Raw genomic sequence first — 12,145 nt, forward strand, 5'->3', positions numbered from 1 at the left:
GGGCCCGCGCCGATCTCCGCCGCGACTGCCCGGCTCGGCCTCAGCGGCGGGCGCCAGCTCGACGACGTGCCGGATGCCGTCACCGTCCACCGCGATCACCAGATCGGCGCCCGGCGTCCATCGCCGCTCCGCGATCCCGTCCAGCGCTCCGGTGACCGGTTGCGGGCAGCGCAGATCCGCGATCACGTCGGTGCTGCGATGACGGTGCACCCCGGCACGTCCGTGCGCGTCGACCGCGAGGCGCACCCGGGTACGCCACCCACCGCCCGCGTCGCCGGGCCCGATGGGCTCCACCAGTACGTCCCGCTCGATCCCGGCCAGCCGCCGCAACTGCTCGGCCACCACCGTGGCCTTCAGCGCGCGCTGGGCCACCGGCGTGGCGAAGGAGAAATCGCAGCAACCCGCGCCACCGGGACCGGACACCGGACAGGTGGCAGGCACCCGATCCGCGGACGCCTCGAGCACCTCGACCGCGTCGGCGCGGAAGAACGAGCCGCCGCGGTCCTCGGTGACCCGCACCCGCACCAGCTCACCCGGCAGGCCGTGCCGGACGAACACCACACGTCCCTCGTGCCGCGCGACACAGAACCCGCCGTGACCCGGCGGCCCGAGCCGCACCTCGAACGTGCCGGCACGCCGATCGCTCATCCCGAATGCTCCGCGGCCGTCATGTCCGATCCTCGTAGCCGCGACGCACCGCGCCGGGAGCGTTCACCACGCCCGGGGTGCGCGCCCGCGCGGACGAACTCAGCTGCCACGGCACGCTCGTCACCATCACGCCCGGCTCGAACAGCAGCCTGCCCTTCAACCGCAGGGCGCTCTGATTGTGCAGCACCTGTTCCCACCAGTGGCCCACCACGTACTCGGGGATGAACACGGTCACCACGTCGCGCGGGGCGTCCTTGCGCACGCGCTTCACATAGTCGAGCACCGGCTTGGTGATCTCCCGATACGGCGACTCGATCACCTTGAGCGGCACCGTGATGTCGCTGTTCTCCCACTCCCGCACCAGCGCCCTGGTGTCGGCCTCGTCGACGTTCACCGTGACCGCCTCCAGCGTGTCTGGGCGGCTGGCGCGCGCGTAGGCGAGGGCGCGGCGGGTCGGCAGATGCAGCCGGGAGACCAGCACGATGGAGTGCGAGCGGCTGGGCAGCACGCCGTCCCACTCGTGCTCGTCCAGCTCGCGGGAGACCGAATCGTAGTGCCTGCGAATCAGCTTCATCACGACGAAGATCGCCACCATGGTGAAGATGGCGATGTAGGCGCCCGCGAAGAACTTGGTGATCAGCACGATCACCAGCACCGCTCCGGTCGCGCTCAGACCGACCGCGTTGATCACCCGCGAGCGCTTCATCCGCGCGCGCTGCGCCGGGTCGGTCTCGGTGCGCAGCAAGCGGGTCCAGTGCCGCAGCATGCCGGTCTGGCTGAGCACGAACGAGACGAACACGCCGACGATGTACAGCTGGATCAGCTTGGTCACCTCGGCGCCGAACAGCACCACGAACGCGATCGCCGCGCCGGAGAGGAACAGGATGCCGTTACTGAAGGCCAGCCGGTCGCCTCTGGTGTGCAGCTGGCGCGGCAGGTAGCGGTCCTGCGCCAGGATCGAGCCGAGCACGGGGAATCCGTTGAACGCGGTGTTCGCGGCGAGCACGAGGATCAGCGCGGTCACCGTCGTGATGAAGAAGAAGCCGAGCGGGAAACCTTCGAACACGGTCTCGGCCAGCTGCGCGATCAGCGTCTTCTGGTGGTAGTCCGACGGTGCGCCGGTCAGGTCGGCGACGTCGTGCGCGTACACCACCCCGACCTTCTGGGCGAGGATGATGATGCCCATCAGCAAGACGATCGCGATGGTGCCGAGCATCAGCAAGGTGGTGGCGGCATTGCGCGACTTGGGTTTGCGGAACGCGGGAACGCCGTTGCTGATCGCCTCCACACCGGTCAGCGCGGCGCAGCCGGAAGAGAACGAGCGCGCGATGAGGAAGGCGAACGCCAGCCCGTAGAGGTGCTCGTGCTCGGCGATCAGGCCGAAGCCCGCCGATTCGGCCCGCAGGTCCTCCCCGAGCACGAAGATCCGGAACAGGCCCCAGCCCAGCATGAGGAACATGCCGATGATGAACGCGTAGGTCGGAATCGCGAACGCCGTGCCCGACTCCCGCACACCGCGCAGATTCATCGCGGTCAACAGGGCGATGGCGACGACGGCGAACAGCACCTTGTGCGTCGCGACGAACGGGATGGCAGAGCCGATGTTGGACGCGGCCGAGGAGATCGACACCGCGACGGTGAGCACGTAGTCGACCAGCAGCGCGCTGCCGACGGTCAAGCCCGCGTTGGGTCCCAGGTTGGTGGTGGCCACCTCGTAGTCGCCGCCGCCGGACGGGTAGGCGTGGACGTTCTGCCGGTAACTGGCCACCACGACAGCCATGACGAACGCGACGGCCAATCCGACCCAGGGCGCGTACAGGTAGGCCGCGACCCCGGCGGCCGAAAGCACGAGGAAGATCTCTTCGGGGGCGTAGGCGACCGATGACATGGCATCGGATGCGAACACCGGGAGCGCGATTCGCTTCGGCAGCAGCGTGTGGCCCAGCGAGTCGCTACGGAAAGGCCTGCCCAGCAGCACTCGCTTCGCTGCCGTCGTCAACTTGGACACTGGAGCGAGCATAGGCCCCCGCACGAGGGATCGCGCGCGTGGCTCGCAGGTTTGCTCGCCGGCTGGAGGGGGAACGTGGCCGGTGTAATCATTCGACGGGTAGCGTTCGACCGAACGATGAACCAGACCGAACACCACGGTTCCAGGAACGAGGTTGCACGGTGTACGTAGTGATCATGGGGTGCGGGCGCGTCGGCTCGTCGCTGGCCCACGCCCTGGTCCGCGTGGGTCACGAAGTCACCGTGATCGACCGGGACCCCAGTTCCTTTCTACGCCTCGGATCCGATTTTCCCGGCGAGCGCGTGACCGGTGTCGGATTCGATCGAGATGTGCTGATCAAGGCCGGGATCGAGCGGGCGGACGCGTTCGCGGCGGTCTCCTCCGGCGACAACTCGAACATCATCTCCGCCCGGGTCGCCAGGGAGATGTTCGGCGTCGAGCGCGTGGTGGCCCGCATCTACGACGCCAAGCGGGCCGCGGTCTACGAACGCCTCGGCATCCCGACCATCGCCACGGTCCCGTGGACCACCGACCGCTTCCTGCGCGCGCTTGTCGGCGACACCGGCACCACCACCTGGCGCGACCCCACCGGAACGGTTGCCGTGACCCAGCTCACCCTGCACGAAGAGTGGTACGGCCGCACCGTGCGGGATCTGGAGCAGACCGTCGCGGCCAGGGTCGCGTTCATCATCCGGTTCGGCCAAGCGCTGCTTCCCGACAGCAAGACCATCGTCCAGGCCGACGACATCGTGTATGTGGCCGCGGCTTCCGGCGCCGTGGGCGAGACCGTCGCCTTGGCCGGAAAGCCCCCAGCGAGCGAGGACTGAATATGAAAGTGGCCATCGCCGGTGCAGGCGCCGTCGGCCGATCCATCGCCAGGGAGCTCCTGCGCGGCGGGCATCGGGTCATGCTGCTCGAGCGTGCGCTCGAGCACATCGACGCCGACGCGATTCCCGACGCGGTCTGGGTGCACGCCGACGCGTGCGAACTCGCGCTGTTGGAGCAGGCCGGTCTGGAGACCTACGAGGTGGTCATCGCGGCCACCGGTGACGACAAGGCGAACCTGGTGCACAGCCTGCTGGCCAAGACCGAGTTCGGGGTGCGCCGGGTGGTGGCGCGCGTGAACGATCCGCGCAACGAATGGCTTTTCGACGGTTCCTGGGGTGTCGACGTCGCGGTGTCCACACCCCGGCTGCTCGCCTCCCTGGTCGAGGAGGCGGTGTCGGTCGGAGATCTGGTGCGGCTGATGACGCTGCGTCAGGGTCAGGCGAATCTGGTCGAGATGACGCTGCCCGCCGACACCGCGCTGGCCGGCAAACCGGTGCGCACGCTCACGCTGCCGCGCGACGCCGCGCTGGTGACCATCCTGCGCGGCGGCCGCGTGATCGTGCCGCAGCCGGACGACGCGCTGGAGGGCGACGACGAGCTGCTGTTCGTGACTTCGGTGGAGGCCGAGGAGGACCTCCGGCTGGAACTCGCCAACCACGGCATCAGACCGTAACTCCCCGTGACACGGCCGGACGCGCGTTCTCGGCGCAGCGCTGCCGGAAACCCTACGCGGCCACCTTCAGCTGCGCGCGCAGCTTGTTCAGCGCGCGGTGCTGCATCACCCGGACCACGCCGGGACTGGTGCCGATGGCCTCCGCGGTCTGCGCCGCCGACCAGCCCAGCATGATGCGCATCACCAGCACCTCCCGATGCGCGGGGGCCAGTACCTGCATGAGTTCTCTTGTGGCATCGCGCCGTTCGGAGGCCAGCGCCCATTCCTCCGGCCCCGCGGCGGAGGAGGCGTAGTCCGGGACGTCGGCTACCGGGTAGGCGGGGTGCTGCTGCGAGCGGCGGAACGCGTCGGCGACCTTGTTGGCCGCGATGCCGTAGACGAAGGCCAGGAACGACTTGCCCTGGTCGCGGTAGCGCGGGACGGCGTTGACGGTGGCCAGGAGGACCTCCTGCACCACGTCGTCGGCGGTGACCTGCAGATGGGCCGTGTTGCCGAGCCGGGCGCCGCAGTAGCGCCGGACCAGCGGATGGACGATCCGGATGATCTCCGCGACCGCCTGGCGATCGCCCTCGGCCGCCGGACCGATCAGCTTGTCCAGCTCGGCCGAGATCCGCCTGCTCTCCGAGAGCGCGGAGTTGTGGGCGACGGGCAGCGCCGCGGTGTTGTGCTCGGTAGTCACGTCCGAGTCCTTTCTCGCCGATCAGTGCGTGTTTTCCTACGCATAGATCGTCTGATGAACTCGGAAGGGCGACCAGTCACCCCAGGGTGGGGAAGCACCCACCTCGGCGGTGGGGATCTCACCACCCCAGTGGTTTTCGCCGGAGGGCGGCGGAGGGTTAACGCTCAGGCCGGTTCGGTCGCGCGCGCCGACTTGGTGGGCAGGTGACCGGCCCGGCGCACGGCCCAGATCGTGACGGCCAGCGCCACCGCGGTCAGCGGCCAGCCCATCGCGATGCGGGCGAAGGCGAGCCAGCCGGTGCGGTCGGTGTCGTAGAGTTCCGACTGCACCAGATAGCGTGCCCCGAACACCAGAATCCACGTGGTGGTGGCGAGGTCGTAGAGACGCACCGAGCGCGGATCGGACCGCCAATCGGAGCCATGGCCGTTGAGCACACCCCAGATCACGCCGACCAGCGGCCTGCGGACCAGGATGGACGCGAGGAACACCCCGGCGTAGACGAGGCTGGTGTAGATCCCGAAGAGGAAGAAGCCTTTCGCCTCGCCCATCCGGTAGGCGATGAAGGCGCAGATGCCGACGCCGAAGAACCCCGAGACGGCGGGCTGAATGGGATCGCGCCGCACCAGACGCCACACGAGGATGGCGGCGGCCACCCCGAGGGCCGACCAGATCGCGGTGGCCAGCCCGGCGACGCTGTTGACGGGAACGAACACGACAACGGGGAGCGTCGAGTAGATCAGGCCGCTGAAGCCGCCCAGTTGTTCGAGGAGGGTCTGCTCGGCACGTTCCTCGTCACGGTCGGGCGAGTCGAGCCCGGTGCGGTCGTCCGATCCTGCGTTGTCGTTGCTCGAAGGCATACGTCAGCTGTTCCCGCGCAATTCGTAGTAGGGGTTGAAGATCACTTTGCGGCCGTCGCGGTCACCGACCCGGCCACGGACGAGGATGCGCCTGCCCGGCTCGATGCCGGGAATGCGCCTGCGCCCGATCCAGACCAGCGTGATCGCGTCGGTGCCGTCGAAGAATTCGGCCTGGACGCTGGCGCCCGCCGACTTGGGACACGCTTCGACACTGCGGAGCCTACCGAGCATGGTGGCCTCGTCACCGCGCCGACACTCCGACGCGCGGCATGCTCCCGAGGCCTCGGATGTCTCGGCCAGCTCTTCGGCATCCAGCTGATCGATGTCTTCGGTCAGCCTGCGGCCCAGACGTCGAAAATACCCTGAGGCTGCGGATGACATTGTGCACGCTCTCCTGCATAGAGCAGATGGCGTGGGTCGCACACCATCGTGAGGGATCCGATCCGCACGGCCTGCTGCGGCCGTACAACGCCACTGTAGATGGGCAGGGCCACCCCCGCTACGCTCGGACCGATGTTCGCCTCCCCACACCCCGCTCGCGTCGTGGCGCTGCCCGGCACCGGGTCCGACGCCGATTTCGCCAGGCGTGCCTTCCGGCCCGCCAGCGTCGCGCGCGGCCTGGATTTCGTCGCGGTGGAACCCGACCCGCGCCGGGTGGTCGCGAGCTGCCGAGCAGCGCTGGAGGAGGCGGCGGACGCGGGTCCGGTGCTGGTGGCCGGCATTTCGCTCGGCGCGGCGATCGCACTGGAGTGGGCCGCCGAGCACCAGGGGCGGGTCGCCGGAGTCGTGGCGGCGCTGCCCGCCTGGACCGGGCCCGACACCGCCGCCTGCCCTGCCGCGCTGAGCGCGGCTGCCACCGCGGCGCAACTGCGCGCCGACGGTCTCGCCGCGGTGATCGACCGGATGCGGGCGAGCAGCCCGCGCTGGCTGGCGGACGCGCTGACCCAGTCCTGGCGGGCGCAGTGGCCGGATCTGCCACGGGCGCTGGAGGAGGCCGCGGACTACAAATGGCCCGATGCCGAGCTGCTGTCGGCTTTCCGGCCGCCGCTGGTGGTGGTCACCGCGGTCGACGACCCGGTGCACCCGCGTGCGGTCGCCGAGGAGTGGGCGGCGCTGGCCCCTCGCTCGCACCTGCACCGCATCACCCTGGACGAATTGGGCGCCGATCCCGCGATCCTGGGACACGCGGGTATCGGCGCCTTCGACTGAGATCGCCTGCTCAGTTCAGGCCGAGTTGCTGCATGGCCGATCCGTCCGCGCCCCGGCGCGGCCCCTGCGGCAGCCGCGGCACCACCGGTTGCGCACCGGTCTGCGCCGCCACCTGCGCGGCCATCGCCTGCTGCTGGGCTTCCACCTGCTGCTGATGGGCCGCGGCGAGTTGCTCGGCCAGCTGCTGCGGCAACACCACCGGCAGCGGATCCCGCACCGGCAGTGGGTCCTCGCCCCGCCGCACCACCGTCTCGCTGAGGATCGCCCGCGCCGCCTTCACCAGCGGGCTGCCGTCGTTGGCCGCACCCGATGGGCCCGCCGCGACCAGCCGCACCATCCAGCGATAACCGTCCACGCCGATGAAACGCAGGTCCGCGCCTTCGGTCAGGGCCAGCAACTCCCGGCCCCACGGCCCGTTCTCGACCGATACCCTGGCGCCGTCCTTGCGCAGCGAGTCGGCGAGATCCGCGGCGACCAGCCGCCACTGCCCCGACGTCTTGGGCGCGGCGTAGGCCGCGACGGTGATCCGGCCGTGCTCGGTGGCCAGGTGCACCGCCTGCGGCTGGCCCTCCGGGGTCATCTCGACCTGCAGCTGACCGCCCGGCGGGACCGGCAGCAGCACCGATCCGAGATCCAGCCGCTGCTCGGACACCGCATCCAGCAGGTCGGCGACCTCGTCGTAGTCGTACGGGCCCGGCTTGCCGTGCGGCCGGTCGACGCCCAGATCCACGCCATCGTACGAGCGCTCGTCGGTGGGAGCGTCGTCGTAGAAATCGTCGTCGTACGCGCCCGCGTAGGCGGGCTCGTAGTCGGCGTAGTCGTCCGTCTCGTCGTACCGGTCGTCCGCGGCCCGGCTCGACTTCTTTCGCTTTCCGAACATTCCCGTCATGCCTCCTCGCCGGTAGCCCGGCCCGCCCCGTTCGTCCACGCGGTCAGGCTCGCGTGACCGCCGCTGGAGCCGTAGCCGCCCGCACCCCTCGTCGTCTCGTCGAGCGAGTCGACCTCGGTGAAATCCACCAGCTCCACCCGCTGCACCAGCAGTTGCGCGATCCGGTCACCGCGCCGCAACTCGATCGGCGTGCGCGGGTCGTGGTTGATCAGGCATACCTTGATCTCGCCCCGGTACCCCGCGTCGACCGTGCCGGGGGTGTTCACCACCGACAGCCCGGTCTTCGCGGCAAGACCCGAGCGCGGATGGATCAGGCCGACGGTGCCGACCGGTAGCGCTACGGCGACGCCGGTGCCGACCAGCGCCCGCTCCCCCGGCTCCAGGACGACGTCCTGCGTGGTGCACAGATCCACGCCCGCGTCGCCCGCATGGGCGCGCGTTGGCACGGGTATGCCGGGGTCGAGCCGCAGCAAGGGTATGGGTGAAAGTGCGCTCACGTTGGACGAGCCTACGCGTAGGCTGTTCGCCCTCGTGACTTAGTGTTGACTCGTGTCGGACCAGCCCAACCCCATGCCCGCGGACGAGAAAGCGCAGCAAGCGCGGCGATACCGGGAGCGCCTGTGGGTGCCGCTGTGGTGGTGGCCGGTGGCGTTCGCCGTCACCGGATTGCTCGCGGCGGAGATCCACATGGGCGCGCCGGGATTGCGTGCGTGGCTGCCCTATGTTCTGTTGTTCCCGGTGCCGGTCTGGGTCCTGCTGTGGCTGAGCCGCCACCGCGTCGAAGTGGCGCCGGACGCGAACGGCACACCGGAGCTGCGCGCGGATCGCGCACATCTGCCGGTGAATTTCGTCGCCCGCGCGGCCGCTGTCGCCCCCACCGCGAAGAGCGCGGCGCTGGGCCGCCAGCTCGACCCCGCCGCCTATGTCCAGCATCGACCCTGGGTCGGGCCGATGGTTTTGCTCGTGCTCGACGACCCGGACGATCCGACGCCGTACTGGCTGGTCAGTACGCGGCGGCCCGAACGGGTCCTCGCCGCGCTCGGTCTACCGAGCGCGGGCTGACACTCTGTTCGATCTCGTCGAGATCAGGCGGCGCAATCCATGCAGATCATCTGGCCGCCCTTCTCACTGGCCAGCCTGCTCCGGTGATGAACCAGGAAACAGCTGGAACAGGTGAACTCGTCGGCCTGCTTCGGGATCACCCGAACCGTCAGCACTTCCTCGGACAGGTCGGCGCCGGGAAGCTCGAACGACTCCGCGGTATCGGATTCGTCGATATCCACGACGGCGGACTGTGCCTCGTTACGACGAGCCTTCAGCTCCTCCAGCGAATCCTCCGACACATCGTCGGATTCGGTGCGCCTCGGTGCGTCATAGTCGGTTGCCATGTCGTCTTCCCCTCGTCCTAACTCCGTATATCCCGGACCGGTCCGCTCACACCCGATTCCTGCCGGAACCGCCGCGACCGCTACCGCCCCGCCGGTGGTGCACGTCACACGTACACCGGTCGCCTATCAGGGCGGATCATGCCGATCCACTCCCGATAGCGCTGGGTAAACGCAGGACATGCCCTTCTTGTTCCCGCGACCGACCACTGATTTCCGCACCGGTGATTCGATCTGGGCCGCCAGACAATAGCGGACGCCGGAGCGAAAGTCGCAATCAAAACCCAGAAGAGTCGAAAAAGAGGGGCAATCGACACCATCTGGGGAACGCACCGAGACCTTGCGCCGCGGCCCCGCCACATTTTCGTAGAGTGTGCTGGTGGTTTCACTGATCACCGAAGGCACCCCGACGGATTCGCAAGGTCGGCCGTTCGTGCGCCGCCGACCCCAGCCCTGGCTCATCATGCTCGGCGTTCTCGCTCTGATCTGCGGGATCGTCTGGATCAAAGCCCTCACCACGCACGACACCGATCACACCGCGATGGCGTGCAACTCGCCGAGCCCGGCCTCGGATCCCGGTGCGCCGCAACCGACTCCGCTCGGTCAGCGGGTCGGCGCAGGCCGCCTGCAGGACGTGGAACCCGCACCGCTGGCCGCCAGCAAGGTGCGTGTGCTGAACGCGAACAACCAACGCGGGCAGGCCGCGCACGTCGCCGCCCAGCTCGGCGACCTCGGCTTCGCGAGCGCTCCTGGAACGCAATACGGCAACGATTCGGTATACGTCAACGGCGACCTGGAATGCACCGGGCAGATCCGCTTCGGCGTCAACGGCCGCCCGGCCGCCGCCTCCGTGCAGCTGGTCGCGCCGTGCGCCGAGCTGATCGAGGATCAGCGCGGCGACGACACCGTGGATCTGGTGCTCGGCTCGCTGTTCCGGGACATCCGCCCCAGCAACGACGCCGAGGAAGTGCTGCGTTCGCTCAAGAACCCGGCGCCGGGCAACTCCACATCCATCGATATCAAGCTGCTCGACGCCGCACGGAAAGCACGCTGCTGATCAGCGGTCCGGAATCGGCTCGGTAGCGCCGACCCGGGCCAGCAACTCGCACAGTTCGTCGGCGATGCCGGGCGCGGCGGCCACCACCAGGTCGCCGTCGGCGCCCGGCGCCGTCGCGGGCGGCAGCGTCAGCCGCGCGCCCGCCTCGGCGGCGATCAGCGCGCCGGCGCCCCAGTCCCAGGCGTTCAGGCCGTGCTCGTAGTAGGCGTCGACACGGCCGGCGGCGACATGACACAGATCCAGCGCCGCCGCACCGAAACGGCGGATGTCGCGCACGTGCGGCAGCACCTGCGCGACCAGTTCCGCCTGCCTGCTCCTGCGGTGCCTGCCGTAGGCGAATCCGGTGGCGACCAGAGACATCGCCACCGACTCGACGGGCGTGCAGCGCAAATGCTCCACCGCGCCGTCGGCGTCGACACGCAGCGCGCCGAGACCGAGCCCGGCACTGTAGGTGGCCGCCCGCGCGACGTCCACCACGGCGCCCGCCACCGGCCTGCCGCCGCGCAGCGCGGCCACCGACACGGCATAGCCGGGGACGCCGTAGAGGAAGTTGACGGTGCCGTCGATCGGATCCACCACCCACTGGACGGTGTCGGCGCTGGCGTCGTCGATGCTGCCGCCGCCCTCCTCGCCGAGAATCGGGTCGCCGGGGCGCTGTTCGGCGAGCAGTTTCCGGATGAGTTCTTCGGTCTCGGTGTCCACGATGGTCACCGGGTCGGTCTCGTGGCTCTTGGACTGCACCGCTCCTTCGGCGTGCACGCCCGCGGGTCCGAACACTTCGGGACGGCGGGCGCGGACATGGGCGGCGGCCGTCTCGGCGATGTCGACCGCGACGCGGCGCAGGTCGGCCTCGTCGCCACGCGCGACGATCGAGACGAACGAGTCGGGGGTGTAGTCGGACACTGGCGATGAGGTTTCCGGCACGCCCTTTATCGCATCACACATCCTCGCCGAACGCCCAGCCTCGTGGTCCGATTACTCTTGTCGTGCACGACACAGCGCCGTCGTCGGGCATCCCGTCGCAACGCCCGCCGTGGCGTCCACGGGCCCCGTGCAGCGCTGTCATCACACCGGCCAGCACAGGGAGACGAGGGGTTAGTCATGTCCGCTCGGGGGCACGCATTCGGCATCGACATCGGTGGCAGCGGCGTCAAAGGCGCCACGGTCGATCTGGACACCGGCGAGTTGGTCCACGAGCGCATCAAGATCGCGACGCCGCATCCGGCCACACCGTTCGCCGTGGCCGAGGCGGTGGCCGAACTGGTCGAGAAAGCGCAGTGGACCGGGCCGGTCGGCATCACCCTGCCCGCGGTCGTGCTCGGCGGTGTGGCCCGTACCGCGGCGAACATCGACAAGTCCTGGATCGGCACCGACGCGCGAGCGCTGTTCTCGGCCGCGCTCGGCGGCCGTCCGGTCACCGTGCTCAACGACGCGGACGCCGCGGGCATGGCCGAGGACCACTTCGGCGCGGCGCGCAATTTCGCGGGCCTGGTCATGCTGCTGACCTTCGGCACCGGCATCGGCTCCGCGTTGCTCTACCACGGCACGCTGGTGCCCAACACCGAACTGGGCCACCTGGAGGTCAAGGGCATGGAGAGCGAGCACCGCGCGGCGGCCTCGATCAAGGAACGCGACGACCTGAGTTACGAGCAATGGGCCGCGCAGGTCAGCCTGGTGCTGACGACGCTGGAGAATCTGTTCTTCCCTGTGGTCTTCGTCGCGGGCGGTGGCATCAGCAGGGACTCCGAGAAGTGGATTCCGCTGCTCACCAACCGGACGCCGGTCATACCGGCCCGCCTGCGCAACACGGCAGGCATCGTCGGCGCCGCCATGGCCATCGCGGGCGGCGTCGCACCGTGAGGCGCGCGGGTACCGCGAGGATGCCGTTCCAGGCATCGTGCCGTAGGTACCC

15 protein-coding genes are annotated in these 12,145 nt (G+C 69.5%); 6 read left to right on the forward strand and 9 right to left on the reverse strand.

The features are described from left to right. Positions 1 to 648, reverse strand: a 648-nt coding sequence (locus tag NB3_RS26610; protein WP_157112023.1) for a TRAM domain-containing protein, incomplete at its 3' end; no start/stop codon positions are given. A gap of 19 nt (positions 649 to 667) precedes the next feature. After that, the gene (locus NB3_RS26615) at positions 668 to 2,656 is read right to left on the reverse strand and encodes an APC family permease (RefSeq protein ID WP_067808855.1); all 1,989 of its coding nucleotides are present in this window, start codon (positions 2,654 to 2,656) and stop codon (positions 668 to 670) included. Between the two features lie 161 nt (positions 2,657 to 2,817). Between NB3_RS26615 and NB3_RS26620 the strand changes: the two genes are divergently transcribed. Next, entirely contained in the window at positions 2,818 to 3,483 is a 666-nt protein-coding gene (locus NB3_RS26620; protein ID WP_067808857.1) for a potassium channel family protein, read from the forward strand. 2 nt (positions 3,484 to 3,485) lie between these two features. Further along, positions 3,486 to 4,157, forward strand: a complete 672-nt coding sequence (locus NB3_RS26625; protein WP_067808859.1) for a potassium channel family protein — start codon at positions 3,486 to 3,488, stop codon at positions 4,155 to 4,157. Between the two features lie 52 nt (positions 4,158 to 4,209). Here the strand turns inward: NB3_RS26625 and NB3_RS26630 are convergent, their stop codons facing one another. The 3 genes from NB3_RS26630 to NB3_RS26640 all read right to left on the reverse strand — a co-directional run bounded on the left by NB3_RS26630 (position 4,210) and on the right by NB3_RS26640 (position 6,074). Beyond that, entirely contained in the window at positions 4,210 to 4,836 is a 627-nt protein-coding gene (locus tag NB3_RS26630; RefSeq protein ID WP_084823699.1) for a sigma-70 family RNA polymerase sigma factor, read from the reverse strand. Positions 4,837 to 5,000: 164 nt separating this feature from the next. Beyond that, positions 5,001 to 5,693, reverse strand: a complete 693-nt coding sequence (locus NB3_RS26635) for a DUF3159 domain-containing protein (RefSeq protein WP_084823700.1) — start codon at positions 5,691 to 5,693, stop codon at positions 5,001 to 5,003. Between the two features lie 3 nt (positions 5,694 to 5,696). Beyond that, the gene (locus NB3_RS26640; RefSeq protein ID WP_067808861.1) at positions 5,697 to 6,074 is read right to left on the reverse strand and encodes an OB-fold nucleic acid binding domain-containing protein; all 378 of its coding nucleotides are present in this window, start codon (positions 6,072 to 6,074) and stop codon (positions 5,697 to 5,699) included. 132 nt (positions 6,075 to 6,206) lie between these two features. Here NB3_RS26640 and NB3_RS26645 point away from each other — a divergent pair, with 132 nt between their 5' ends. Beyond that, positions 6,207 to 6,902 carry an alpha/beta fold hydrolase gene (locus NB3_RS26645; RefSeq protein ID WP_067808863.1) on the forward strand — a complete coding sequence of 232 codons (696 nt, stop codon included), beginning with the start codon at positions 6,207 to 6,209 and terminating at the stop codon, positions 6,900 to 6,902. A gap of 10 nt (positions 6,903 to 6,912) precedes the next feature. Here the strand turns inward: NB3_RS26645 and NB3_RS26650 are convergent, their stop codons facing one another. Then, positions 6,913 to 7,782 (reverse strand): DUF3710 domain-containing protein, encoded by an 870-nt coding sequence (locus NB3_RS26650; protein WP_067808864.1) that lies wholly within the window; start codon positions 7,780 to 7,782, stop codon positions 6,913 to 6,915. A 5-nt stretch (positions 7,783 to 7,787) separates the two neighbouring features. Next, positions 7,788 to 8,288 carry a dUTP diphosphatase gene (gene dut, locus NB3_RS26655; RefSeq protein ID WP_067808866.1) on the reverse strand — a complete coding sequence of 167 codons (501 nt, stop codon included), beginning with the start codon at positions 8,286 to 8,288 and terminating at the stop codon, positions 7,788 to 7,790. Positions 8,289 to 8,361: 73 nt separating this feature from the next. Between dut and NB3_RS26660 the strand changes: the two genes are divergently transcribed. Further along, the gene (locus tag NB3_RS26660) at positions 8,362 to 8,853 is read left to right on the forward strand and encodes a DUF3093 domain-containing protein (RefSeq protein WP_067808868.1); all 492 of its coding nucleotides are present in this window, start codon (positions 8,362 to 8,364) and stop codon (positions 8,851 to 8,853) included. A gap of 23 nt (positions 8,854 to 8,876) precedes the next feature. Here the strand turns inward: NB3_RS26660 and NB3_RS26665 are convergent, their stop codons facing one another. Continuing rightward, positions 8,877 to 9,179: a DUF4193 domain-containing protein gene (locus NB3_RS26665; protein ID WP_039799153.1), complete on the reverse strand. Its 303-nt coding sequence runs from the start codon at positions 9,177 to 9,179 to the stop codon at positions 8,877 to 8,879. A 376-nt stretch (positions 9,180 to 9,555) separates the two neighbouring features. Here NB3_RS26665 and cei point away from each other — a divergent pair, with 376 nt between their 5' ends. Beyond that, positions 9,556 to 10,233, forward strand: a complete 678-nt coding sequence (gene cei / locus NB3_RS26670; protein WP_067809028.1) for an envelope integrity protein Cei — start codon at positions 9,556 to 9,558, stop codon at positions 10,231 to 10,233. Here the strand turns inward: cei and NB3_RS26675 are convergent, their stop codons facing one another. Next, positions 10,234 to 11,178, reverse strand: a complete 945-nt coding sequence (locus NB3_RS26675; protein WP_084823701.1) for an inositol monophosphatase family protein — start codon at positions 11,176 to 11,178, stop codon at positions 10,234 to 10,236. A gap of 156 nt (positions 11,179 to 11,334) precedes the next feature. Here NB3_RS26675 and ppgK point away from each other — a divergent pair, with 156 nt between their 5' ends. Then, entirely contained in the window at positions 11,335 to 12,093 is a 759-nt protein-coding gene (ppgK, locus tag NB3_RS26680; protein ID WP_067808872.1) for a polyphosphate--glucose phosphotransferase, read from the forward strand. Positions 12,094 to 12,145 lie beyond the last annotated feature (52 nt).

Source organism: Nocardia beijingensis NBRC 16342, assembly GCF_001612785.1.
In the GTDB taxonomy this organism is placed as follows: Bacteria; Actinomycetota; Actinomycetes; order Mycobacteriales; family Mycobacteriaceae; genus Nocardia; species Nocardia beijingensis.